The sequence below is a fragment of the Adhaeribacter terrigena genome (genome assembly GCF_016623615.1).
Lineage (GTDB): Bacteria > Bacteroidota > Bacteroidia > Cytophagales > Hymenobacteraceae > Adhaeribacter_A > Adhaeribacter_A terrigena.
Genome location: NZ_JAEHFX010000003.1, coordinates 334074 through 358316, shown reverse-complemented (window position 1 = coordinate 358316; position 24243 = coordinate 334074). Strand labels below are relative to the sequence as shown.

Here is a 24243-nt window from a genome sequence, read left to right as displayed (position 1 = left end):
GCAGGTCCGGTTTTTTGCATTAAAGCATAACGTTTTTTATTGATGCATCAATTTCTGAAACCCCGGCTACTCTGCAGAGCAGTTTTTCTGCTTATGATCTTTCCCCTATTTTATTCATCACCTGACATTTAAATCCCCAAAATGAGATTTGAAAACGGCTACCCGATTTTTTTTGTAAATTGCAGCCATGAAAAGAATGCTCGGGATCTTTTTGCTTTCCGCATACCTGTTCACTACCACGCAGTTCAACCAATTACTGAAGCTGCCGGTATTGATCGGGCATTTCTATGAGCATCAGCAGGAAGACCATGAAATGTCTTTTGCCGATTACATGGTGCACCATTACGGCGGCCACGAAAAAGATGCCGATTACGAAACCGATATGAAACTACCTTTCATGACGGAGACGGAAACCCTTTCGCTGACTTTTTTTGCCCCCCACCCTACCGTTTTTCCTATTCAGAAATTTGCTTTTCAGGAAGCTTCCAAGGCTAATTCCCGTTACCATTTGCAATTAAAATCAACTTACCTTTCTACGATCTGGCAGCCGCCAAAATTCTGTTAATTCCCTTTCCTTCTTTTTAGTTTTCGTCAGCAATTGCGCCGCGCTTTTGCCTGTACGGGTATTTATTTTTTTTCTTAAGCGGCCTTAACAGAATTTTTCATGTTGAATAAAATCATCGCGTTTTCCGTCAGGAATAAACTGCTGATCGGGCTATTTACGCTCGCGCTCATCGGGCTGGGCATTTACGAAACCACCCGCCTGCCCATCGATGCCCAGCCCGACATCACCAACAACCAGGTGCAGGTCATCACCGTCGCCCCATCTTTCGGCGCCACCGATATCGAACGTTTGGTTACGTTTCCCATTGAACAGGCTACCAGCAACATAGCCGGGCTGGAAGAAATCCGGAGTTTTTCCCGTTTTGGTTTGTCGCTGGTTACCATTGTTTTTACCGATGAAACCGATATTTACTGGGCGCGCCAGCAGGTAGCCGAACGGTTGCAACAGGTGCAAAGCCAGATCCCGGAAAGCATCGGCACGCCGGAAATGGGACCCATTTCCACTGGCTTGGGCGAAATTTATCAGTATGTGGTGAAGCCAAAAAAAGGCTACGAAGACCGTTACAACGAAACCGATCTGCGCACAATTCAGGACTGGATCGTGCGGCGGCAATTGCTCGGCGTGAAAGGCGTGGCGGAAGTCAGCAGCTTTGGCGGCAAGCTGAAGCAGTACGAAATAGCCGTAAATCCAAACAAACTGCAGGCCTTTGACCTGAGCATTAACGATGTTTTTGAAGCGCTGGAAGAGAACAACCAAAACACCGGCGGGGCTTACATCGAGAAAGCTTCTACCGTTCTGTACATCCGCAGTGAAGGCTTGATCGGTTCGGTGGAAGACATCGAAAATATTGCCGTGAAATCTACCGAAAGCGGTATTCCGGTCCTACTCAAAAATATTGCGGAAGTCAAGATCGGCCATGCTATCCGGTACGGCGCCATTGGGTATAACGACGAAGGCGAAGTGGCCGGCGCGATCGTGATGATGCTGAAAGGCGCCAACAGCAACGAGGTAATCCAGAACGTGAAAGACCGCATTGCCATCATCCAGAAAACCCTGCCCGAAGGCGTGGAGATCGAACCTTTTCTGGACCGCACCAAAATGGTAAACAACGCCATCGATACAGTTTTAATTAACCTTTCCGAAGGCGCTTTGATCGTGGTTTTCATTCTGGTTTTGTTTCTCGGGAATTTCCGGGCGGGACTTTTGGTGGCTTCCGTGATACCCTTATCCATGCTGTTTGCCATCATCATGATGAATGCTTTTGGCGTGAGCGGCAATCTTATGAGTCTGGGCGCACTGGATTTCGGACTGATCGTGGATGGCGCGGTTATCATTGTGGAAGCCGTGATGCACCAGCTATATCACAGACAAAAACTCCCCGGCCAATCTAACCTTATTTCCCAAAAAGAAATGGATGGTCAGGTTCGTTCTTCGGCCGGCAAAATGGTGAACAGCGCCGTTTTCGGTCAGATCATCATCCTCATTGTGTACCTCCCGATCTTCGCGTTGCAAGGAATTGAAGGTAAAATGTTCAAACCAATGGCGCAAACGGTAGCCTTTGCTTTGATCGGAGCCTTCATTCTTTCCCTGACCTATATTCCGATGATGAGTGCGCTGGTGCTGAGCAAAAACCGGGAACATAAGCCTAACTTTTCCGATAAAATGATGTACCGTTTGCAGAATCTGCATCAGGGTGCTTTGGTAAAAGTGCTGCGTTTCCCGAAAGTAGTGGTAGCTACCATGCTGGGTTTATTTGCCTTGGCCATTTTGGTATTTTCCCGCTTAGGCGGCGAATTTATTCCGGCGCTGGAAGAAGGTGATTTTGCGGTGGAAACCCGGATCTTAACCGGCAGCACCATTGAAGAAACGCTGAAAGCCACGCAGAAAGCTGCGCACATCCTGAAAACCGAATACCCGGAAGTGGAAAGCGTGGTAACCAAGATCGGCAGCGCGGAGGTGCCTACTGAACCCATGCCAATGGACGCCGGCGACATGATCATCACCCTGAAAGATAAAAAGCAGTGGACTTCGGCGGAAAGTTTCGATGAACTGGCGCAGAAAATGAGCAAATCGTTGGAAGCCATTCCGGGCATGAATACCAGTTTCCAGTTTCCGGTGCAGATGCGTTTCAACGAACTGATCTCCGGCGCGCGGCAGGATATTGTGGTAAAGATCTTCGGCGAAGACCTGGATACACTTGCCTATTACGCCCAGCGTTTCGGGCAACTCATCAATACCGTGGAAGGCACCCAGGATCTGTACGTGGAGCCGGTAGTGGGCATGCCACAGGTGGTGATTGAATATAACCGGCCGGCCTTGGCGCAATATAATCTCTCCATTTCCGAGATCAACCGCATCGTGAATACCGCTTTTGCGGGCCAAACCGCCGGGCTGGTTTTTGAAGGCGAAAAACGTTTTGACCTGGTGGTGCGTTCGGCGGATGAGCAACGGAAAAGCATGGAAGACATCCGGAATTTGCTCATTCCTACGCCGCAGGGCTTGCAGATCCCGTTGCGCCAGCTGGCCGATGTGGAAGTGAAAAACGGTCCGTTCCAGATCCAGCGCGAAGATGCCAAACGCCGGATCATTGTCGGGTTTAATGCCCGGGGCCGCGACGTGCAAAGCCTGGTAAACGAACTGCAAACCAAAGCCGACCAGCAACTCAACCTACCTCCCGGCTACACCATTACCTACGGCGGCACGTTCGAAAACCTGAACAAAGCCAAAGACCGGCTCATGATCGCGGTGCCGTTTTCGCTCCTGCTGATCTTCATTTTGTTGTATTTCGCTTTTAATTCCGTGAAAAATAGTTTGTTAATTTATTCCGCTATTCCCTTATCGGCCATTGGCGGGATCTTTTTGCTGGCCCTGCGCGGCCTGCCGTTCAGCATCAGCGCCGGCGTGGGTTTCATTGCCTTGTTCGGCGTGGCCGTGTTGAACGGGATTGTGCTGGTGGCCGAATTTAACCGCCTCAAAACTTCCGGCATGCGCGATCTTTCCCGCATCGTGCTGGCTGGTACCCGCGTGCGGTTGCGCCCGGTTTTAATGACAGCATTCGTGGCTTCGCTGGGTTTCCTGCCCATGGCATTAAGCAAAGGCGCGGGCGCGGAAGTGCAGCGGCCTTTGGCTACGGTGGTGATCGGCGGTTTATTGCTGGCTACTTTCCTGACCCTCTTCGTGTTGCCGGTGCTTTATATTTTGTTTGAAAAAGCAACTTTACCAAAATCCCGTTTTAAGAAAGCTTTACTCATTGCAGGGATTCTGTCATTATCCGGCACTGATGTTTTCGCGCAGCAGATGACTTTATCGGAAGTGTTAAAGAAGGCTACTGAGCAAAATTTTGAACTTAAAAATACCAAACTCCTGGCCGAATACCAGAAACTTCGGATAAGAACAGCTTATGATCTGCCGCAAACGAATGCAACAGCAGAACTCGGGCAATTTAACAGCAATTATTTCGACAGCAGGATCGGCATTTCCCAGACCCTGAATTTCCCGACGGTTTATGCCCGGCAGAAAAAAGTACTGGAGCAGGAATGGCACACCGCGGTTCTAAATTCCAAACTGGCCGAAGCCGAACTGAAGAAAAACGTAACCGGACTTTTTTACCACATCCTGGTGCTGCTGGAACAGGAAAAGATCCTGCTCAGAACCGACAGTTTGTACCAGGCCTTTCTGCAGCGCGCTGAACTCCGTTTTGCCAAAGGTGCTACCGATCAGCTGGAAAAAACTTCGGCGCGCATTCAACGGGAAAACAGCGCAAACCAACTCCGCGAACTGCAAACCGAAATCCAAATCGCGAAACTTCAGCTGCAATTATTGCTGAATGCTTCCGAACCTGTGGAGCCAATTCCAACATCTCCAAAGCTGAGTTTTTCAGCCGGAATAGATAGCGTTTTATTGCAGGAACACGCCACTTTGCAGGTTGTACAGCAACAACTTAAAACGGCCGATGCGGAATTAAAACTGGAAAGATCGAAGTTATTACCATCGCTGAGTTTGGGATATTTCAACCAGAGTTTTGTGCGGACGGAAGTCGAAAATCAGATGATGACTTCGCGTAACCGGTTTAGTTCAGTAGAAGTTGGCGTGGGAATTCCGCTTTTTTCGGGCGCACAAAGGGCTCAGATCAAGGCTTCGGAAAAACAGGTTGATATAGCGCAAAACGAACTCAAACGGCAAAAAGCGGAACTACAAACGGCCTTTCAAACCACATTGGCTAGATATAAGCAATACGCAGTGTTGGTGGCCAGTTACGAGCAAACCCAACTTCTGGACGCAACCATCATGCAAAAAACGGCGCAGCAACAATTTACCGCCGGCGAAATAAATTATCTGGAATGGGTGCTGCTTAATAACCAGGCCTTGCAGCTACAGGCGAATTATTTCAATTACCTGAGCGAGCTGAACCAGAGCGTGATCACCCTTCAATATTTGCTTTCAAAATAAGAACCTACCATGAGAAATATATTTTTATTGCTGGGAATCGGGCTGCTTGTGGCTTGCTCTTCCACTCCAACCGAAACCCGGGAAACCCCGAAAGAAACGGCGGCGAATCTCGTTACACTTACCCCGGCTCAACTAAAGAACTTCGAGCTAACCATGCAGCCGCTGCAAAAGAAAATTATTCCGTACACCATAAAATTGAATGGCACGGCAGATTTGCCGCCGCAAAATCTGGTATCGGTGAGCAATGCCTTGGGCGGTTACGTAAAAGCAACCAGCTTGATTCCGGGCAAACCCTTTAAGAAAGGCGATGTGCTGGCTTTGATGGAAGATAACCAATACATTGAACTGCAGCAGGAATACCTGACGACCAAAGCCAAGCTTAAAATGACGGAAGCGGAATTTGAGCGGCAACGGGACTTGAACCAAAGCAAAGCCACCAGCGATAAAGCTTTTCAGCAAGCCGCCGCCGAATTTCAGGCCAATAAAATTGCGTTGCAGGCTTTAAGCGAAAAACTGAAACTCATTTCCATCAATCCGCAAACCTTATCTTCAAATGCCATTACCCGCACCATAAAACTGCATGCGCCTTTCAACGGCTACGTAGCAAAAGTGAACGTGAACGTCGGGAAATACGCTTCGCCTTCGGATGTGCTTTTTGAACTGGTGAATCCGCAGAATTTGCTTTTGAATCTGAAAGTTTTTGAAAAGGACATTTCCAGGTTAGCTCCCGGCCAGTCAGTAGTGGCTTATACGAACACCAACCCGGAAAAAAAGTATGCCGGCGAAATTATCTTCACCGGGAGAACTTTTGCGGCCGATCGTTCAGTTGAAGTGCATGCGAATTTAAAAAACAGTTTGGGTTTGGTGCCGGGCGCGTACGTGAATGCCGAAATAGAGCAAGCTACAACTGAAAGCTGGGCCGTTCCGGAAGAAGCCGTGGTGAGTTTTGAAGGCAAAGATTTTTTGTTTGTAGCCAAAGGAAAAGATTCGTTTGAACTCGTTCCGGCCGAAACCGGCGTAACCGGCAACAACTGGACGGAAATTAAAAATGCAGCGGCTTTCGAAGGAAAAAACGTGGTGTTTGAAGGCGCTTATACCCTTTTAATGGCTTTGAAGAATTCCGGTGAGGAAGAATAAACTATTGTTTTAATTTATTATTCATGGTAAGTTTTTAAATCCAAGAATCAATAAAAAACGGCCCGGCAGAAATAGAAATACATTTCTGCCGGGCCGTTTTTTTGCAACAAAAGCATACCGTTTGGCATCTATTCCATTTCAGGCATTAAGTTTGTAAACTGCAACGAAAATTAACCGGAATTATCAAATCAAAATTATGAAACGCCTTACCTCCCTCCTCTCTGCTTTATTCCTTACGAGTTTAACCGCTTTTGCCCAAATTCAGCCGCCTGTTTCATCTATAGCTTTACCGCCTTTGGTTTACGTTTCCGGAACCGGTGAAATTAAAGTGCAGCCCGACGAAATTATGCTGAACCTGGCCGTGGATGTGCGCGGAAAAACCCTGGAAGAAGCCCGCAAACAAAACGACGAGAAAGTAGCATCCATTCTGAATTACCTGAAAAAATACGGCGTAGATCCGAAAAACGTGCAAACAACTTTTATGACTGTTCAACCAATTTACAACAGCGGCGAATACGGCCAGACCAACCCTGATTTCTACACCGCACAAAAAACGGTATCGGTTCTGGTGAAAAAAGTCGATAAGTTCGATGAACTGCTTTCCGGGGTTTATAAAGCCGGCGCCAACCGCGTAGATGGCATCGAATTCCGGACGTCGCAGTTGCAGAAACACCGCGACGAAGCCCGGAAGTTAGCCGTAAAAGCAGCGAAGGAGAAAGCGACCTTGCTTACTTCGCAGTTAGGCGCCAAAGTGGGCCGCGTTTATGCACTTTCCGAAAATACCGGTGGCGGTTACCCAATTCCGTATCGTGGCGTGATGATCAACAAAATGAGCGAAGCCGCTTCCATGGATGCCGGTGGGCCAACCATTGCAGGCGGCCAAATTACTGTAACCTCTACGGTTGAAGCCAGTTTTGTGATCGAGCAATAATATTGGTATCTGGTAGCAGGTATCTGGTATCAGGACTTTTTTAAAACTTAAAAAAATCAAAATTCAATCCATAAAAAAAGCTGCTTCCGAAAATGGAGGCAGCTTTTTTTTCAGTTAATGTTTTTAAAAATTAAACCGGAATTTCCCAGCTTTCCAGTTTCCGGAACGTGCCTTCTTCGGTTAGCAAAAAGCTTAACGGCAGGTCGGGGTTTTGCAGGATCTGCGGGCGTGAGACATGCCAGGGTTGCCAGAATTTTTCGAGCGCGGTCGCATAAACGTCGTTTTCCCAGGGGTTGAAAATGGAACCGGTAATATCATCTACCAAAGTATCGTAAATTAAATGCGTATCGCCGGGTTTCTGGCTTCTGACAAAATAATCGGGGATCAGATTAAACAGGTAGGCGGCATAATACACGCGCGCGCTAAATTCGGCCGCCTGGATCGGGTGAAGTTGCTCGCCTTCTATGGCGCGCAACACCGGTGTTAAAGCTTTTTTCAGGAAACCGTTATCCAGCAGATGGCTCACGATCAGCACGTCGTCGAGCTGCAAACTGAACATCATGGTGGTAATATCGTCGCGGTAATTAAATTCCGGTTCAGTTGTTTCTCGTTGCAGCGGTACAAGGAAAACCGATGCCGGCGTAAAATCATCGAACTCTACGGGTACCCGCAAGGCTTGCAACAGCATAAAAAGCGATTGCAGCTTCTGCAGCATTTTGGGATTTTCGCCAACGCTGTGCTCGGGTTTTATAAGCGGCGCACGTTCGGCTTTTAGCTCGGTAACGGTAATGCCGTAATAAATTTTGGCCAGCCAAAGGAAGATCGATTTTTCATCCAGGTTTTGCCAGCCCTGCAGGCCGTTATCGTTCGCGACTAGTACTTTTTCCTCTAATTCCCCTACCGTTTTCTGGCAGCCTGGGCAGCATGGCAATGTCATTTCGCCGAAGGCGATCTGGCTTTGGTCGAGCAGCATCAGGTTTTTGGCCGCTAAACCATAGCGTTTCTGGAGCCAGGCCGGAAAAACGGGTAAGCGTTCGGTATCGTTCACGATGGTGCCGCACAGAAAGCAGGCATGTTCGCTGAAGGTCATGTTTGCAAAAGGGTCGTAAAGCCGCAGATTCATGGCTGAAAATTTGTGTTGGAGCTGCAAAGGTAGGCCCTAATATATTAACCCGGAACTAGCAATGGCTTTTTTTTGAATTGCGCGAAAGAGTGCTTACTTTTATAACTCCGGATATTACTTTTTCATGAAACTGCTAACCAAGCTTTACCTCGGGATCGGTCTGATCTTGCTGGTTTTTTCCATTGTCACGTTTTCTTACCTTTATCAGTCTGCCAAGCTTGATCATAGGATGGATAAGGTGCAGCTTTCTTCTGAAGTTCTCCGGCAGTCTGAAAAAATGCAAAAAAGCCTGGTTGATATGGAAACCGGTTTCAGGGGATTTCTAATTGGCGAGGACGAATCTTTTTTACAGCCTTACCACAAAGGGCACGACGAAGGAAACCGGATCTATAAAGAAATTATGCCTTTGCTGGAAGATACAGCAGAAATTAGGCTCCTGGAAGAGATCGGCCGGATTGAAGAAGATTGGCGGGATAATTTCTCGCTGGTTGTGATCGATGCCAAACGGAAAGTAATAAAAAATCCTAAATACGAGGCTGATTTTGAGCTTGCCCTCGATACGTTGGTAAAAACCGGCTACGGCAAAATGAAAATGGATCTGCTGCGCCGGAAATTCGAGGAATTCGACCGCCACCACCTAGAAAATAAAAACGAGCAACTAAAGCTCTTTCACCAATCCCTGGAATACACCCGTATTATTTCCAGTATCTTAACGGTGCTGGCAATTATTACAGGAATTTTCATTGCTTATTTATTAGGTAAAACGGTTAGAAAACGCCTTACTGCCATGATAAACCTGGCCGACCAGATCGCCAAAGGTAACTTTAAAGGACACCTGACAGACAATAAAAAAGACGAAATGAGTTTGCTGTCCAGATCGTTGAACACCATGGTTGATAAATTAAATTTGTATTTTACTAACCTGACCAAAGCCAACAAAGAGCTCGACCAGTTTGCCTATGTGGTTTCACACGACCTGAAAGCGCCGCTCCGGGCCATTAACAACCTGGCCGAATGGATCTCGGAAGATATTACCGACAAGGATCCGGAGATCATGAAAAAGCTCGAGCTTATGCGGGGTCGTGTGCAACGCATGGAAAACCTGATCAACGGGATTCTGGCGTATTCCAAAGTAGGCCGGAAAGATATTGCTCCCGAAACCTTCGAAGTAAACACGTTACTGGGCAATATTATCGATATGCTGGCGCCACCGTCAAATTACCAGATCATTTTGCCAACCCAGCCGCTTACCCTCACCACCCAGAAGATCATGCTGGTACAGGTTTTAAGCAACCTGATCGGCAATAGCTTTAAGTATAACAATAAACCAGATGGGGTTACCGTAATAACCTGGCGCGAAGCCGGCAGCTTTTACGAATTTATGGTAAAAGACAACGGTCCGGGCATTCCAGAACAGTTTCACGACCGGATATTCGGGGTGTTTCAAACCATAGAAGCACGCGATACCCGCGAAAGCACCGGCATTGGACTGGCTATTGTAAAAAAGATCATCGAAGAAAAAGGCGGCCGGATCCGGATAGAATCGAAGGAAAATGAATTTACTTCCTTTATTTTTACCTGGCCGAGATAAATCCAGATAAAACGCCGTTGCCTGATAAATTAAGCTGCTTATACATTTAAAATTACAACCCTGTGGAAGATTGCGAAACCCGCTTGCTGAAACTGAATGCCGAATATGAGGAATTTGCCTACATTGTTTCCCATGACCTGAAAGCGCCGGTGCGGGCAGTAAACAACCTGGCGGCCTGGCTTGAAGAAGATTTAGCCGGCAATTTGCCCGGCGACAGCGAAGAAAATTTCCGGTTATTAAGAAACCGCGTTGCCCGGCTCGATAAAATGATCTCGGCTTTACTCGATTTTTCCCGCGTGGCCCGTCACGAACTGGAAATTTCCGAAATTGACCTTAGCCAAAAGATCGAAGTTTTAAGCACTTCCCTGACAACGGGCAAAAATATCATCATTCGTCAGTCAGGGCAGGTACCGGTCTTTAAAACGTATGCCGGCAAACTTACTTATGTGCTGCAGGAGTTGCTCCAAAACGCTATCCTTTTCAACGATAAAACCCAGACCGAAATTCTGGTAACCCTGCAGGATGAAACGGATAATATCCGGATTGTGGTAGAAGATAACGGGCCGGGCATGGCAGAAGCCAACCTGCCTAAAATTTTCACCATGTTTTATACATCAGCGCCCAAAGACACCATGGAAACAACCGGTGCCGGCCTTGCTATTGTGAATAAAATCGTAACCTTTGCAGGCGGGCAGATTTTTGCCGAAAACACTTCCGGTGGTTTCCGCGTTACGGTTATCTGGCCCAAAATTTAACGTTTATTTTAAAGGCCGGCGTTTAATAAATAACAATTTCTCTAAAAGGTATGAACGAAAAACTGGTAAATATTCTGCTTGTTGAAGACGATGAAGTAGATATTATGAATGTGCAGCGGGCATTTAAAAAGAACAGCATAACCAACCCCCTTTTTATTGCACACAACGGCCTGGAGGCACTGGAAATGCTCCGCAACCAGATCGTGCCCATTCCCCAGATCATTATCCTGGACATTAATATGCCGCAAATGAACGGCATCGAATTTTTACAGGAATTACGCAAAGATGAGAACCTGAAGCACCTGAGCGTTTTTGTAATGACCACCAGCAACGAAGACAGCGATAAATTGAATGCCTATAACCTGAACGTGGCCGGCTACATTCTAAAACCGCTTTCCTTCGAGAAATTCATTACCTCAGTTGCAACCCTGGACAGTTACTGGAAACTTTGCGAGCGCTTATAAGCTTTCAAATCCGGAATAACACTAAAAAACGCTAGGGTTTTACGCTAAAAAAGTCTGAACCACCCGGGCAGCAATGCTCCTGCTCCAAAATGCTTCCGCGCAACATGACCGAATCGCTGCACCTTCTTATCATCGACGACGACGAAGTTGATCGCATGACCATAAAACGGTCGTTAAAAGCGGCTGGAATAATTTCCCAAACCGTGCTGGCCGATACCGGGACCACAGGACTGGAGAATGTAAAATCCCAGGCTTTTGATTGTATTTTCATCGATTTCCAGCTGCCGGACATGGATGGCCTGGAATTATTGCAGAAGATCAGGAAAATGGACGCAGAAGTGCCCATTTTGCTGGTAACTTCTTACGGCGACGAGCGGGTGGCAGCCAAAGCCATTCAGCTGGGTGCTTCCGATTACATTTCCAAGAGCTTGCTTACGCCCGAAGGCATTTCGCAGAGTTTGCGCAGCGCTATCCGGTTGCGCCGGATCGAGCAGGAAAAGAAAGCCGCCCAGCAGGAATTACAAAACGCCCAATCCCAGCTGCAAACCATCATCGAGAATATTCCGGTGGTAGTTTCGCGGATCGATGAAAACGGCATTTTTACTTATTCGGCCGGGAAAGGTTTAAAACTCGTGGGGCGGGAAAACAATTCGGCCATCGGCAAATCGATCTTTGATGTTTATGCCGCTTACCCGAAAGTGATTGAAAAGCTGCAGCAAGCCATGCGCGGAGAAATACACCGGGCTACAAACGAAATTAACGATTATTGTTTCGAAACTTTGTACCAGCCCGTTTACGGCGAAGGTGGTAAATGCCGGGGCTTAATGACCTTTTCTTTCGACATCACAGACCGGGTTAAAGCCGAAGAAGCGTTGCAGAAAGCCAAGGAAATGGCCGAAGAATCGGTGAAAATGAAACAGCAATTCCTGGCCAATATCAGCCACGAGATCCGAACGCCGATGAATGGCATTATGGGACTGACGGGCGTGTTGCAGAAAACCCAGCTTTCGGAAGAGCAGCGCACGTATCTGGACGCCATTCATACTTCTTCCGAGCGCCTGCTGGTAATTCTAAACGACCTGCTCGATTTTTCTAAGATGGAAGCCGGCAAAATTCACCTGGAAGAAACCAATTTCAACCTGCGCAAACTGATCGGCGAAACCATTGACCTGCTGACGCCTAAAGCAAACGAACGCCGCAACCGCCTGAAAGTGATCATTGATCCGCAGATCCCGGATGAAGTTACCGGCGATTCGGTGCGGCTCAGCCAGATCCTGACCAACCTGATCGGTAACGCCATTAAATTTACCGAAGACGGACAAGTACGCGTGCTGGTTGACAACGTGAAAGAAAACACCGATACGCTTTTGCTCGAATTTGAAGTGCAGGACTCTGGCATTGGCATTCAGGAAGATAAACTGGATTCGGTTTTCGAAAGTTTTTCGCAGGCCAGCAACGATACTACGCGCAAATACGGCGGCACCGGCCTGGGTTTGACCATTACCAAGCAACTTATAGAATTGCAGGGCGGTAAATTGCAGGTACGCAGCCGGGTTGGTGAAGGCAGTACTTTCAGTTTCAGCCTCCTTTTCCGGAAAGCTGATAGCCAGCCGGAAACATTTACTGCCCAGGAAGATGAGATCGATCCGAAAGAACTGGGTGCAGTACGCGTGCTTTTAGCTGAAGACAACGAAATAAACCAGCTTTTAGCCCGCAAAGTGATCACCGATTGGGGTTTTGAGCTCGATATTGCGGCCAACGGACGCATTGCCGTAGATATGCTGAAAGAAAACGACTACGACGTGGTGCTCATGGATATGCAGATGCCGGAAATGGACGGTTACGAAGCTACGAAATACATCCGCAATGAAATGGGCGCCAAAAGCAATATTCCGATCATTGCTTTTACGGCGCATGCCACCAAACAGGAAATTGGAAGATGCATGCTCGCCGGAGCCAACGCCTACGTATCGAAACCGCTGAAACCAAACGAGCTGCTTTCCGAAATATATGATCTGGTGCAGGAAGAACCGGGCATCGTTTTCAAACCGGATCTTAGAGAAGAAAATCCGGCAGATTCTGAGGATATGGGGGAAGTTAATATTGACCTGACTTTCCTGAAAGAAATGGCGGCCGGAAACCAGGCTTTTATGGATGAAATAATCGGCATGTTCATCAGCGGTACGCCCGAAAGTTTGCAGAAAATGCAGGAAGCGATACATGAAAACGACTGGCCAAATGTAAAAGCCATTGCCCACCGTTTAAAATCGAGCATGTTTTTGATCGGGATAAAAGAGCTGGAAATGAACATGGCAGCCATTGAACAGAACGCGCAAAATCCGGAGGAGCAGGAAATGGTGCAGAAACTGCTGGACCGCACCCGAAAGATCTGCGAAATTGCCATTCAGAAACTCAGACAACTTTAATATCCGGCTGCAGTTTTTTACGCAAAAACGGTAGCGTTTTACAGCAAAAAAGTCCGGCTTATGCAGCCGGACTTTTTAGTTTCTCAGGTTAATTTTTTTCAGGATCTGTAAAACTGCCTGGTTAATTTCGGGTTTATCGTGATCGTTTATTTTAATTAAAGCCATTTGAGGGTACCGGAACTTCTGGGCAATCAGATTCAGGCATTCCAGGTAATTATCGATTTCAGCAAGCAGGTTCCGGGTGAACTCCGGGTTCTGACCAGTATTGCCCAGCACCAGCCGCATGCCTTCGTACTTTTCAATTTCGGCTTGCACCTGTTCGCGCACCTGGGGCAGAATTTCCGTTTCGGTGGCTAGTTTCTGAAGAAATTCCTGAATATTCAACTGCATCATGGCATAATAGAATTTACCGCCTTTATGGTAATTGGTGAGGGTTGTTTACTTTTCAGGCAGAAAACCATAGCGTTTTATTCGTAACGTAACGATTCTATCGGGTCCAGTTTCGAGGCTTTGAAAGCCGGGTACCAGCCCGAGATCAAACCAACACTTACGCAAATGATCAGGCCCACCATTACCCAAAGCCAGGGCACAATAAAGCCGCCTTCGCCAATAAAACCGGCTACCATGTTTCCCATTAAAAGACCCAGAATAATGCCCAGAATGCCGCCAAGCAAACAAATTACAATGGCTTCGATCAGAAATTGCTGGCGGATCTGCAGGGAAGTTGCACCCAGGGCTTTCCGGATGCCGATCTCGCGCGTACGCTCGGTAACCGAAACCATCATGATGTTCATTAAACCAATGGAAGCGCCCAGCAAGGTAATAAAACCCACCAGGAAACCGCCCATTTTCATGCCGCCCGAAATAGAATCGAGGGATTTTAAAACCGAATCAGATCGGGTGATCTCAAAAGAATCTTCGGTGCCGGGTTTATCCTGCCGTACTTTGCGCATTACGCCCGTAGCTTCGCCCAGCATGTAGTTCAGGGTTTCGGCGTTCGGAACGGAGGTTTTAATGTTGTAGGTAAGTTCGCGGTCGCGGGGTAAATTGTTGGCCGTTTCGAGCGGAATTAAGATCAACCGGTCGCTGCCGCGGCCTCCCATACTGGAACCGCTGCGTTCGAGCACCCCGATTACTTTAAAATGCTTGCCCAGAAAAGAAATGCGTTTGGCAAGCGGGTTGGCATTTTTGAAAAGGGTGTTCTTCAGTTCATAACCAATAATGCAGACATCGGTACCGTTTTCGAGCTCAAAAGTAGAGAACGGCCGGCCCAGTTCGAAATTATAATTCTCGTTGGCCAGGTAAAATTCATCGCCGCCTTTCACCTGGAAATTCGGGTTGGTTTTAATGTTGTTGTATTTTACAATGGCCGAACCCGTGATATTGGTAGAAATGCTGATGCGCGCTTTATCGCCGTAGTAACGCTGGTATTGCCGGGCCTGAAAGTACGAAATAGGCGGATAAACTTTTTCGGAGAGCCCGCCCTGGTGCCGCCGGTTGCTGTACCCCTTGGCCTTTATATCGAAAGAATTGGCGCCGAGTGAAGAAAAGGTCTGATCGATGGAATGCTTGATGCCGTCTACCGCTGTAAGGATACCGACCAGCGACATAATACCGATGGCCACGATCAGGGCCGTAAGCACCGTTCGCAGCAGATTGCCCTGAATGGCGCGCAAACCTTCTTTAATATTTTCTAACAGATTCATAAAACCTGGTTATATACCATGGCATATACGCCGGCAGCACTTTTGAACGTTACTAGCATAGCGTTTTCCAAAGAATAAATGTACTACCTTTTCCCGACAAAGATGGGCAAATTTCGTAGATTTGTTTAGACCATAATTTCGCATGAAGATCAGATTTTTATTCGTTTTGCTTTTGCTTTCGCTGGTTTCCCGCGCCGGGTTTGCCACGTACGTGCTGGTGCCTATGGATGAAAGCCAGAAAGACCATTTAAAAGCGTACGGGGTGGCTTTCTGGGTTTTGCAGCACCAGCTGGAAGTGGACTGGCTGCTGAATTACCGCGGCGGCAGTTTTGCGTTTAAACACGACCCTAAAATTGAAAATGAATTGGTGGTGCGCAATGTAAGTTACCAGGTTATTTCCGATGCTACTTACAGCAGCGTACTGGGTCAGATAAACGACCCGGATGCGAACATGGACGTAATGAAGCTGGAAAAAGTGCCCAAAATTGCCGTATATTCCCCTAAAACCAAACAGCCCTGGGACGATGCCGTAACCCTGGTGCTGACCTACGCCGAAATTCCCTACGATGTGGTTTTTGACGACGAAGTGATGCGCGGCGACCTGCCGAAATACGACTGGCTCCACCTGCACCACGAAGATTTTACTGGCCAGTACGGCAAATTCTACATCAGTTACCGCAATGCGCCCTGGTACATTGAGCAGGTAGAGGAAGCCGAAGAAACGGCCAAAAAACACGGATTTAAGAAAGTAAGTCAGCTGAAGCTGGCGGTGGTTAAAAAGATGAAGGAATTTACGGCAGGCGGTGGTTTCTTATTCGCCATGTGCTCTGCTACTGATACTTACGACATTGCTTTGGCAGCCGAAGGCGTGGATATTGCCGAAGTAATGTTCGATGGCGATCCTGCAGACCCGAATGCCGACAAAAAACTGGATTACAGCAAAACCTATGCTTTTAAGGATTTCAATTTGGTCCGCGACCCTTATAACGTAGAGTTTTCCAACATCGATAACCAGCCTTATGAACGCAACCTGACCGAAGATAACGACTATTTCCAGCTCTTTACTTTTTCCGCCAAATACGACCCCATCCCGACCATGCTCACGCAGGATCACGTGAAAACGATCAAAGGATTTATGGGTCAGACTACCGCGTTTAAAAAACCGCTGATAAAATCGGAAACCATTATTATGGGCGAAAATGCGGCGGCTAATGAAGTTCGTTACCTGCACGGTACTTTCGGGAAAGGCACCTGGACGTTTTATGGCGGCCACGACCCGGAAGATTACCAGCACATGGTAGGCGAAGAACCAACCGACCTGAACCTGCACCCGAATTCGCCGGGTTACCGACTGATCCTGAACAATATTCTGTTTCCGGCGGCGAAAAAGAAAAAGCTAAAAACGTGATTTAGTGTTTGTGAGCCTTTGCAGAAATAACAATTAAACATTACTAAATTAGTAGCATTTGTTCTTTTGCAAACATATCTTGCGCTGATAATACGGTTTTTATGCGCAATTTATCATTACTTTCTGCCTGCTGCAGCTTAAGCCTGCTTACTTCTTGTTCCATCATAAATCATGATGCTATTTACGATGCCAATGCCTTGAATATTCCTTTGCATAAAGAAAAGCAGGAGCTAAAAGGCAGTACGGGTTACGGCAGTATTCTGGGTTTCAACACCGATGTTTCGTATGCGGCTACAAAATATATTTCGGTGAAAGCTGCTGTTAACTACAACCACCAATATCTCATCAAGAACCGGCTTTTAGGAAAAGATCACTTCAACCTTAAAATCATTACTTAGATGGCGGTATCGGGTATTACAAATTCCTGGAAAACACTTTTCTTAATTCGCTCGAAATAAGTGCCGGTTATGGAAATGGGCTGACCAATAAGGCCGTAGCCGATCGTTTTGAAGGAAGATTTCATAAATTTTACCTGCAATTTAATGCCGGCCACATTTCTAATCAGACAGAATATGGATTTGGAATAAAGTATTCTGGTATTTTTTATCCGGAACTTTACCAAAAAACCTGGGATACAGACATGCCTGAAACCCGTGAATTTAATTATATATATATGCATTTACCGACCCTGGAATGGGCTTTAATGGGCGCTATGGGCGGTAAAAAATTAAAAGCTACGCTGCAATACGGTTTGGCCATTCCTTTAAAGAAGATCAGGGTTCCTTTGGATGAAACAAATTACCGTTTTCAAACCTTAAATAACTGGAGCGCTATCTTTCAAATTGGAGTACGTTACAATTTTCTGCTGACCAAAAAAGAAATGAATTAATGCATCCTATCCGGGCGTGGTTCCAGCCGGGCAATAATATCAGCTTCGGCTTTTAATAATTCCTGGAAACGAGCTTCTACTACGTCGTGCGGCATGTATTCTTTGGCTAGCTTCACGAAACTGGTGTAATGACCGGCTTCGGAAACCATGAGTTCGTAATAGAATTTCTGCAAACCTTCGTCGGGAATATTTTTCCAGAGCAGCTTAAACCGTTCGCAGCTGCGGGCTTCAATTAAAGCGCTTACCAATAATTTATCCATGAGCTGGCGTTCACGGGTATCGCCTTTGCGGACGTGTTTTACCAGTTCCACTACGTATTCGTCGTTGCGGTTGGGGCCGAGTTCGTAGCCGCGCTTTTTGAGTTCTTCCAGCACGCGCTCAAAATGGCCCCACTCTTCGGCCACTAAGGCGGTCATTTCTTCTACCAGCTTCGTTTTATCCGGGTACTTTACGATCAGGGAAATGCCGTTGGAAGCCGCTTTTTGTTCGCAATACGCGTGATCGATAAGAATCTCGGCAATGTTCTTTTCAGCAATGTTTACCCAACGCGGATCGGATGGTAATTTTAAACGAAGAATGGTTTTGGTCATGATGCGGCAAAAAACGGTATGGTATGGGGGCAAAAAACTAAAATGCCTTACCCCGCGGAAACCCGCCGGATAAGGCATCAAAATTAGGAATAGTTTTTCGTTTAAAACAGCTACCGTTTTATTTTTCGGTGGTTGCCTGCGGTTTGTAAGTATTGCCGGAGATCAGGCGTTTGGAAATGGTGGTCGGGTATCGTTCCATAAATTTCTGAATGCCTTCGGGGTTCAACAGGTCATTTTTCAGCACTTTATAACCGGCCAGGTCGAAAGCCAGTTTGCGCTCAAATTCCGGGTCGTTGTCCATTTCCGCTTTCTGACCGGTGGCTTTAAAGGTTACTTCGTAATAAACATAATCGTAACCGTTCGGCATAACCACGTGCATGGCTTTGGCGGTGACAATGTCTTCGTTCTTGGTGTTTTGAAACAGGTAGTCTTTACCCCAGACCGAACCGCTTTTATGCAAAAAACCGTAAGGCTGGTCGTTCAGATAAACCCGTTTACCTTTCAGATGAACCTGTTGCGCGTAAGCCGAAGAAACTCCCAGCATCAGAAGCGCGAATACAAATGCTTTAAATGTTTTCATGGTAAAAAGTTGTGAGATAGCATGAATATTAATTATGGAACCAAGCTAAGCGTTTTGATTTACAATTCCATTCTTTGGCCCTTACATAAAGATGTAGGCCTGCGTTTTTGAGGCTGAAACCCTACCCTTTTCTGAAAAAAAGATCCCCGGCTTTTCCTTAAAAACTGGGGATCTAAAACTTTAGATTAAAATAGCTGTCTGCTTAATCGAAGAACATCCATTTTACTCCAAAAATAAAGCTGCGGCGCATGCCCGGGTAATATGGCGTGGTAAAATAACCGTTACCGTTCAGGCCTTCGTTCGCGTGGGCCAGCTTCAGGAATATATTCAGCGATTTAACGTCGGCTGCCAGGAAAACATCCACAACCGGGTAGCTTTCTACTTTCGGATACAGCGGATCGTTTACTGCATCGGCCAGGTAAAACTGCTGCAGGCTTGGGCTGTAGGCATCAGCGGAATAACCGGTCCGGTAAGTGGTTTCTACGCCGATCTGCCCGAATAAGGCCCGTTTGAAAATAAAGCCCTGGTAATAGAGTTTGGTGTTGGCAATAATTTCCGGCATCCGGATCTTATCACCTTTATTGATATTGGTGTAAACGGCCAGGTTATCCCAGTGCAGTTTTCCGATCGCCAGCCGATGATTCAGGGTAACGGTTTGGAATTGCTGCGAAGCGGAAACCTGCTCGGGTTGCTGTTGCTGGTTATAAAAAACGTAGTTGCGCAGCGCGGTATTGGCCAGTTCCAGGTGCAGCCAGTTGTTCCATAATTTCCCTTCAATCCAAACAGCCGTGCGGTCTAAAGCAATGTTTTCGAAATTATTTTGCCAGTTGTGGTGATTGCCGAAATAGGTTTGCTGCATGAGCGTGGGCGCGTATTGCATGCGGGTCTGGCGGGCGCCTAAAAACAGGAAACGGAGTTCGCCCTGCGCAAAATATTCGTCGGTCAGTTTGTATTCGCCTTTAAATGCGCCTTTAATGCGTTCGGTTACTTTGCCTTCTGCCTCACCGCCAATAAAGGTCTGATTAAAACGCTGGGTTTCGCGGGTAAGGCCGGTTACTTTGGCGTTGCGGTTCTTTAAATAAGCAGTATAGTAATAATGTTTCTGGTTACCGGTAATGCCGGCCGTATTTTCAAACTCCGAAAAAATGCTGCGGTCATGCGTTTCGGAGGCACTGTAATTTATTTTGTTCGGGTGAAAGAAAACCACCTGGTTTCCGCCAACAGAATCGAATGCCAGCCCGGTATCATCGAAGCGGTTCATTTGCCGGCGCTCGTCGAAATTATAAAACAACTTCAGGTGCTCGCCAAACAAAGCGTAGGTTTGCCCAATATGAAAGGCATGCCGGATGTCGCGGCCGGTGGCCCGGGTCAGGTTTACATTCTGGCTGGGAAAATCAAAATAAACCGCTGCAGTTGTATCGGTTTCTAAAAGCCCCACGCCGCCCGTTTCTACTATCTCGTGGTTGGTGTGCAGGTAATGGGCAAACAAATGGTAGCGGTTATTAGTAGTTTGCAGATGGGTGTAAACCTTCACCCCATTATGGTCTACCTGCGAATCTTTGCGTTGCGCGGCCCCGATCTGCTTGTTAGCCGTAACGCGGTGGTACGCAATGCCGGCATTCCACCAGGGTTTAATGTTGCGGCTGAATTCGCCTTCAAAAAGACCTTCGCCTAAAGAGCCCTGTATATAGTAAAGTTTGGTGTAAGGCGAACGGGTATCGAAATAAGTTAAATTCTCGGGTTGGTAAGCGTAATAATCGAAGGCATTCCGGCCCAGCCGCACGCCAATTCTTTCGGGAAGTTGAAATAAAAGCGGTTTGGTGGCCAGCCCGAAATTACCCAAAGTCTGCTGAAACGTGGTATCGGAAAACCAGTAAAAACTGCTGTAAAAATTGGTAAGCGAAGTATCTACCGTTACAGCTTCATAACTGCCCCGGAAAAAACGGCCTTCGTGAAGTACGCGCGTCGTTTCCGGGCCGTAAAGCTGCACGGTAGAATCGTTGGTGATCTGGGCGGTTGCCGGAAAGTAAAATCCGAAAGCGGCCAGCGCCAGTAAAAATGCCTTTTTCTTAAAGTTCACGCACAAAAGTAATTAAAATACCTAAACCTAAGCTTTTACTGTTGCCAAAACCATTTGTTCAAATGCCGCCTGTTTTTCCAGGAATTTTACTTCAATGGGCACATAGAAAAACGGCAGTTGTTTTACGGTTCCGGCAAAAGCAGGCTGCATTAGTTTTACGGCATCTTTGCGGGTCGTTAAAATGCTTACGTTTTCGGGTCTGAAACGCTCTGAAACCTGCTGCATTTTCTCCACATCGGGCTGGGTATAATGATGATGGTCCGGCCAGTTCAGGTGCTCTTGTATGGCATAACCGGCTTCCAGCAGATAGGTTATTAAAGGTTGGGGGTTGGCAATTCCGGTTACGAGTATTACATTTTTAGAACAGACTTTTTCGGCTCCAAACCCTACGGTTTCGCCGTAGTGGTACGAAGTAAAAAAAACCGGGGTAGCAGTTTTGGTGTACTTTTTAATACCGTTTTCGAGCTGCTGTTTTTCCGAAGCCAGTAAGTTTTCCGGGCATTTGCTCACAATTACTGCATCCGCTCTTTTTGCTCCCCAACGTGGCTCGCGCAATAAACCGGTCGGCAACATAAAATCAGTATCGAAACGGCGGTAAAAATCGGTGATCAGTAAATTTAAATTTGGCATAACAGCGCGGTGCTGAAATGCATCATCCAAAATAATGACTTCCGTTTCTGGTTTCCGTTCCTGAATTTGTTGTATGCCTTCCGCCCTTTTCTCGCAAACCGCCACCGTGGTTTCCGGAAAATCTAAATAATACTGAAAAGGCTCGTCGCCGATGGTTGCTGCAGAAACGCTAGGGTTTGCGAGCACAAAACCGGTGGTGCTGCGTTTGTAACCCCGGCTCAGCGTTGCAGTTTTATAGTCTTTTAAAAGCCGCAGCAGAAATTCTACGTGGGGCGTTTTACCGGTACCTCCTACCGTTAAATTCCCGACGCTGATAACCGGCAGATCGAATTGCTCCGATTTGAAAATACCCTGGTCGTAGAGAAAATTCCGCAACAGCATGATTCCGCCGTAAAGTAAAGCAAATGGAAATAACAGCCATTTCAGGAATTTCATGCAGGTTTTATTGGTGTGGCGGTAAAAATACTTAATTTTCGGCGATATTGGGTGGAGCATAATTCTTAAACTGCCCGCCTTATATTCAGAACAATTAAATTAGTATAAGCATGAAAAACGTTTTTGAACCAGCCGTAAGCACCGATCTGATTTCCCGGATAAATAAATTAAGCCCGCAAACCCAGCCGCTCTGGGGTAAAATGAGCGTGGCCCAAATGCTGGCCCATTGCAACGTAACCTACGAAATGGTGTACGAAGAAAAGCATCCCAAACCGAACGCCCTGGTTAAATTCATGCTCAAACTATTTGTAAAGAATACAGTTGTAAATGAAAAGCCATTTAAACAGAACGGCCAAACGGCACCTGCTTTCCTGATAAAAGATGAAAAAAACTTCGAAGCGGAAAAGGACCGGTTGGTTAATTATATCCAGAAAACCCAGCAATTAGGCAAAACGCATTTTGAGGGAAAGGAATCACATTCTTTTGGCGTTTTAAACAGCCAGGAATGGAATAATATGTTCTACAAGCATTTAGAGCATCATTTAACCCAGTTCGGGGTTTAATTTTTTGCCTTTAAAGTTTAAACGTTTGTTCAGCGAGAAGTAAATTGCAAAATGACCAAAATTAAAGAAGTAATAACCATCCTGGAAAATCTCGCGCCCCTGGCCTGGCAGGAAAGTTACGACAATGCCGGGCTGCAAACCGGAAACCTGAACGACGAAGTAAAAGGCGTGCTGATCACGCTGGATTGTACGCCCGAAGTAATTGAGGAAGCGATTCTGCACGATTGCAACCTGATCATGGCGCATCATCCGGTCATTTTCAAACCACTCAAACGCCTGACGGGCAGCAATATGGTTGAGCAAACCATTATTAAAGCCATTCAGCATAATATTGCCATTTATGCCAGCCACACCAACCTGGATAGCGTAATAGGCGGCGTAAATTCTAAAATTGCCCATAAACTAGGCTTAGAGAACATCACCATCCTGAGTCCTAAGCAGGATGCACTGCTGAAACTGGTAACGTTTGTGCCCCAGGAAAATACCGAAGCCGTTTTACAAGCCCTGCACCAGGCCGGCGCCGGACAGATCGGCGATTATAAAAATTGCAGTTTCCAGCTTTCCGGTGAAGGACGTTTTCTGCCAACCGGCAGCGCGAATCCGACCATTGGCCAGGTTGGCAAACCGGAAAAAATAATTGAAGACCGCTTAGAAGTAATTTTGCCGGCCCATTTGCAGAACCGCGTTTTAGAAGCCTTATTTAAAACCCACCCTTACGAAGAAGTAGCCTACGATCTTTACGCCTTAAAAAATGCGAACCAGGAAGTTGGGGCCGGCATGATCGGTGAAATTCCGATTGCCCTTGCCTATCCCGATTTTCTGGAAGAATTAAAACAAAACATGGGTTTGACCACCGTAAAGCATACCGTTCACGGACCGGGCATGATCAAGCGGGTGGCCATTTGCGGCGGCGCGGGCAGCTTTTTACTCAACGATGCCCGCCGGCAATTAGCAGATGTTTTTATAACCGGCGACATGAAATATCATGAATTTTTTCAGGCGGAAGGCCACCTGCACATCTGCGATATCGGCCATTATGAGAGCGAAGTTTTCACGAAGGAAATATTTTATGATTTGATTTCCGAAAACTTTTCTAATTTTGCAGTCTTATTGTCAAAAATCAACACCAATCCTGTCAGATATAGCTAATAATACATGGAAAGTACGGTAGCCAGTAAATTAGAGTCCCTTTTGAAGCTTCAAAGCCTCGATTCCCAGTTAGACGAGATCAAGCGGGTTCGCGGCGATTTACCGGAGGAAGTTCGTGATCTGGAAGATGAAATAGCCGGCTACGAAGTGCGCGTGCAGAAATTCGACGAGGAAATTCAGAACCTGAACGACCAGATCGGCGCCCGCAAGCAAGGCATTAAAGATTCAGAAATCCTGATCCGCAAGTACGAAGAGCAGCAGCAGAACGTGCGCAACAACCGCGAGTTCGATGCCATATCCAAAGAGATCGAACTGCAGAAACTGGAAATTCAGATTAACGAGAAAAAGATCCGCGAGGCACTTTATCAGATCGATCAGAAAGGCCAGGAAATTGCCGGCACCAAACAGCGTCTGGAAGAGCGTAAAAAAGACCTTACGAACAAAAACCAGGAATTACAGGTAATTGTAGCGGAAAGCGAAGAAGACGAGCGTAGTCTGATGAACGAACGCGGTGAAGCTGAAAAGCACATTGAAGATCGTTTATTAATGGCTTATACCCGGATCCGCGGCAACGTACGCAATGGTCTGGCAGTAGTAACCGTAAAACGCGATGCCTGCGGGGGTTGCTTCAACACGGTTCCGCCGCAACGCCAGGCCGATATTGCTTCTCAAAAGAAAATTATTGTTTGCGAACACTGCGGCCGAATTTTAGCCGATGTAGAGCACCGCTCGGTATAAGCAACAGGTAAACTGAAATTATTAAAAAGCCTTT

22 protein-coding genes are annotated in these 24243 nt (G+C 46.8%); 14 read left to right on the top strand and 8 right to left on the bottom strand.

Annotation, left to right across the window (positions count from 1 at the left end):
- The first annotated feature begins 187 nt into the window (after positions 1-187).
- The 4 genes from I5M27_RS08270 (at position 188) to I5M27_RS08255 (ending at position 7082) form a co-directional block, all read left to right on the top strand.
- Entirely contained in the window at positions 188-565 is a 378-nt protein-coding gene (locus tag I5M27_RS08270) for a hypothetical protein (protein ID WP_200505725.1), read from the top strand.
- Positions 566-664: 99 nt separating this feature from the next.
- Entirely contained in the window at positions 665-5014 is a 4350-nt protein-coding gene (locus tag I5M27_RS08265; RefSeq protein ID WP_200505724.1) for a CusA/CzcA family heavy metal efflux RND transporter, read from the top strand.
- 9 nt (positions 5015-5023) lie between these two features.
- Positions 5024-6151, top strand: coding sequence for an efflux RND transporter periplasmic adaptor subunit (locus tag I5M27_RS08260; protein ID WP_200505723.1), 1128 nt, complete (start codon positions 5024-5026; stop codon positions 6149-6151).
- A gap of 196 nt (positions 6152-6347) precedes the next feature.
- Positions 6348-7082: an SIMPL domain-containing protein gene (locus tag I5M27_RS08255; protein ID WP_200505722.1), complete on the top strand. Its 735-nt coding sequence runs from the start codon at positions 6348-6350 to the stop codon at positions 7080-7082.
- Positions 7083-7212: 130 nt separating this feature from the next.
- Here the strand turns inward: I5M27_RS08255 and I5M27_RS08250 are convergent, their stop codons facing one another.
- Positions 7213-8205: a hypothetical protein gene (locus I5M27_RS08250; protein ID WP_200505721.1), complete on the bottom strand. Its 993-nt coding sequence runs from the start codon at positions 8203-8205 to the stop codon at positions 7213-7215.
- A gap of 124 nt (positions 8206-8329) precedes the next feature.
- Between I5M27_RS08250 and I5M27_RS08245 the strand changes: the two genes are divergently transcribed.
- The 4 genes from I5M27_RS08245 (at position 8330) to I5M27_RS08230 (ending at position 13441) form a co-directional block, all read left to right on the top strand.
- Positions 8330-9796, top strand: a complete 1467-nt coding sequence (locus tag I5M27_RS08245; protein WP_200505720.1) for a sensor histidine kinase — start codon at positions 8330-8332, stop codon at positions 9794-9796.
- Positions 9797-9858: 62 nt separating this feature from the next.
- Positions 9859-10551 (top strand): sensor histidine kinase, encoded by a 693-nt coding sequence (locus I5M27_RS08240; protein WP_200505719.1) that lies wholly within the window; start codon positions 9859-9861, stop codon positions 10549-10551.
- Between the two features lie 50 nt (positions 10552-10601).
- A complete protein-coding gene (locus I5M27_RS08235; RefSeq protein ID WP_200505718.1) occupies positions 10602-11015 on the top strand; it encodes a response regulator in 414 nt (137 codons plus the stop codon).
- 104 nt (positions 11016-11119) lie between these two features.
- The gene (locus I5M27_RS08230; RefSeq protein WP_200505717.1) at positions 11120-13441 is read left to right on the top strand and encodes a hybrid sensor histidine kinase/response regulator; all 2322 of its coding nucleotides are present in this window, start codon (positions 11120-11122) and stop codon (positions 13439-13441) included.
- A gap of 75 nt (positions 13442-13516) precedes the next feature.
- On the opposite strand, the gene I5M27_RS08225 is transcribed toward I5M27_RS08230, so the two are convergent.
- Together I5M27_RS08225 and I5M27_RS08220 are read right to left on the bottom strand one after the other, a co-directional pair.
- Positions 13517-13834, bottom strand: a complete 318-nt coding sequence (locus I5M27_RS08225; protein ID WP_200505716.1) for a hypothetical protein — start codon at positions 13832-13834, stop codon at positions 13517-13519.
- 74 nt (positions 13835-13908) lie between these two features.
- Positions 13909-15147, bottom strand: a complete 1239-nt coding sequence (locus I5M27_RS08220) for an ABC transporter permease (RefSeq protein ID WP_200505715.1) — start codon at positions 15145-15147, stop codon at positions 13909-13911.
- Positions 15148-15289: 142 nt separating this feature from the next.
- Between I5M27_RS08220 and I5M27_RS08215 the strand changes: the two genes are divergently transcribed.
- A complete protein-coding gene (locus I5M27_RS08215; protein WP_200505714.1) occupies positions 15290-16555 on the top strand; it encodes an asparagine synthetase B in 1266 nt (421 codons plus the stop codon).
- 101 nt (positions 16556-16656) lie between these two features.
- Complete coding sequence (locus I5M27_RS08210) at positions 16657-16953, top strand: hypothetical protein (RefSeq protein WP_200505713.1); 297 nt, start codon at positions 16657-16659, stop codon at positions 16951-16953.
- Here the strand turns inward: I5M27_RS08210 and I5M27_RS18710 are convergent.
- Complete coding sequence (locus I5M27_RS18710) at positions 16950-17078, bottom strand: hypothetical protein (protein WP_262896445.1); 129 nt, start codon at positions 17076-17078, stop codon at positions 16950-16952. The two genes, I5M27_RS08210 and I5M27_RS18710, sit on opposite strands and share 4 nt — an antisense overlap.
- A 150-nt stretch (positions 17079-17228) precedes the next feature.
- On the opposite strand from I5M27_RS18710, the gene I5M27_RS08205 reads away from it, so the two are divergent.
- Positions 17229-17444, top strand: a complete 216-nt coding sequence (locus I5M27_RS08205; RefSeq protein ID WP_200505712.1) for a hypothetical protein — start codon at positions 17229-17231, stop codon at positions 17442-17444.
- On the opposite strand, the gene miaE is transcribed toward I5M27_RS08205, so the two are convergent.
- The 4 genes from miaE to lpxK form a co-directional block, all read right to left on the bottom strand.
- Complete coding sequence (gene miaE, locus I5M27_RS08200; protein ID WP_200505711.1) at positions 17441-18034, bottom strand: tRNA-(ms[2]io[6]A)-hydroxylase; 594 nt, start codon at positions 18032-18034, stop codon at positions 17441-17443. The two genes, I5M27_RS08205 and miaE, sit on opposite strands and share 4 nt — an antisense overlap.
- A 118-nt stretch (positions 18035-18152) precedes the next feature.
- Positions 18153-18614, bottom strand: a complete 462-nt coding sequence (locus I5M27_RS08195; protein ID WP_200505710.1) for a hypothetical protein — start codon at positions 18612-18614, stop codon at positions 18153-18155.
- 202 nt (positions 18615-18816) lie between these two features.
- Positions 18817-20694: a putative porin gene (locus tag I5M27_RS08190; protein ID WP_200505709.1), complete on the bottom strand. Its 1878-nt coding sequence runs from the start codon at positions 20692-20694 to the stop codon at positions 18817-18819.
- Between the two features lie 27 nt (positions 20695-20721).
- Complete coding sequence (lpxK, locus tag I5M27_RS08185; RefSeq protein WP_234462444.1) at positions 20722-21819, bottom strand: tetraacyldisaccharide 4'-kinase; 1098 nt, start codon at positions 21817-21819, stop codon at positions 20722-20724.
- A 50-nt stretch (positions 21820-21869) separates the two neighbouring features.
- Between lpxK and I5M27_RS08180 the strand changes: the two genes are divergently transcribed.
- From I5M27_RS08180 to I5M27_RS08170, 3 genes are read left to right on the top strand one after another with little or no spacing between them, the layout of a single operon-like run.
- Complete coding sequence (locus tag I5M27_RS08180) at positions 21870-22322, top strand: DUF1569 domain-containing protein (RefSeq protein WP_200505708.1); 453 nt, start codon at positions 21870-21872, stop codon at positions 22320-22322.
- A 51-nt stretch (positions 22323-22373) separates the two neighbouring features.
- Positions 22374-23471, top strand: a complete 1098-nt coding sequence (locus tag I5M27_RS08175; RefSeq protein WP_200505707.1) for a Nif3-like dinuclear metal center hexameric protein — start codon at positions 22374-22376, stop codon at positions 23469-23471.
- Positions 23472-23477: 6 nt separating this feature from the next.
- On the top strand, positions 23478-24209 hold the full coding sequence (locus I5M27_RS08170) for a zinc ribbon domain-containing protein (RefSeq protein WP_200505706.1): 732 nt from the start codon (positions 23478-23480) through the stop codon (positions 24207-24209).
- The last annotated feature ends 34 nt before the right edge of the window (positions 24210-24243 follow it).

Bases quoted from the DNA above. Each gene is read 5' to 3' on its own strand.
- I5M27_RS08255 (WP_200505722.1), top strand. From the start codon at position 6,348: ATGAAACGCCTTACCTCCCTCCTCTCTGCTTTATTCCTTACGAGTTTA.
- I5M27_RS08235 (WP_200505718.1), top strand. From the start codon at position 10,602: ATGAACGAAAAACTGGTAAATATTCTGCTTGTTGAAGACGATGAAGTA.
- I5M27_RS08195 (WP_200505710.1), bottom strand. From the start codon at position 18,614: ATGAAAACATTTAAAGCATTTGTATTCGCGCTTCTGATGCTGGGAGTT.
- I5M27_RS08265 (WP_200505724.1), top strand. From the start codon at position 665: ATGTTGAATAAAATCATCGCGTTTTCCGTCAGGAATAAACTGCTGATC.
- I5M27_RS08250 (WP_200505721.1), bottom strand. From the start codon at position 8,205: ATGAATCTGCGGCTTTACGACCCTTTTGCAAACATGACCTTCAGCGAA.
- lpxK (WP_234462444.1), bottom strand. From the start codon at position 21,819: ATGCTCCACCCAATATCGCCGAAAATTAAGTATTTTTACCGCCACACC.
- I5M27_RS08245 (WP_200505720.1), top strand. From the start codon at position 8,330: ATGAAACTGCTAACCAAGCTTTACCTCGGGATCGGTCTGATCTTGCTG.
- I5M27_RS18710 (WP_262896445.1), bottom strand. From the start codon at position 17,078: ATGAAATCTTCCTTCAAAACGATCGGCTACGGCCTTATTGGTCAGCCC.
- miaE (WP_200505711.1), bottom strand. From the start codon at position 18,034: ATGACCAAAACCATTCTTCGTTTAAAATTACCATCCGATCCGCGTTGG.
- I5M27_RS08215 (WP_200505714.1), top strand. From the start codon at position 15,290: ATGAAGATCAGATTTTTATTCGTTTTGCTTTTGCTTTCGCTGGTTTCC.
- I5M27_RS08170 (WP_200505706.1), top strand. From the start codon at position 23,478: ATGGAAAGTACGGTAGCCAGTAAATTAGAGTCCCTTTTGAAGCTTCAA.
- I5M27_RS08260 (WP_200505723.1), top strand. From the start codon at position 5,024: ATGAGAAATATATTTTTATTGCTGGGAATCGGGCTGCTTGTGGCTTGC.
- I5M27_RS08205 (WP_200505712.1), top strand. From the start codon at position 17,229: ATGCATTTACCGACCCTGGAATGGGCTTTAATGGGCGCTATGGGCGGT.
- I5M27_RS08270 (WP_200505725.1), top strand. From the start codon at position 188: ATGAAAAGAATGCTCGGGATCTTTTTGCTTTCCGCATACCTGTTCACT.
- I5M27_RS08230 (WP_200505717.1), top strand. From the start codon at position 11,120: ATGACCGAATCGCTGCACCTTCTTATCATCGACGACGACGAAGTTGAT.
- I5M27_RS08210 (WP_200505713.1), top strand. From the start codon at position 16,657: ATGCGCAATTTATCATTACTTTCTGCCTGCTGCAGCTTAAGCCTGCTT.
- I5M27_RS08220 (WP_200505715.1), bottom strand. From the start codon at position 15,147: ATGAATCTGTTAGAAAATATTAAAGAAGGTTTGCGCGCCATTCAGGGC.
- I5M27_RS08180 (WP_200505708.1), top strand. From the start codon at position 21,870: ATGAAAAACGTTTTTGAACCAGCCGTAAGCACCGATCTGATTTCCCGG.
- I5M27_RS08225 (WP_200505716.1), bottom strand. From the start codon at position 13,834: ATGATGCAGTTGAATATTCAGGAATTTCTTCAGAAACTAGCCACCGAA.
- I5M27_RS08175 (WP_200505707.1), top strand. From the start codon at position 22,374: ATGACCAAAATTAAAGAAGTAATAACCATCCTGGAAAATCTCGCGCCC.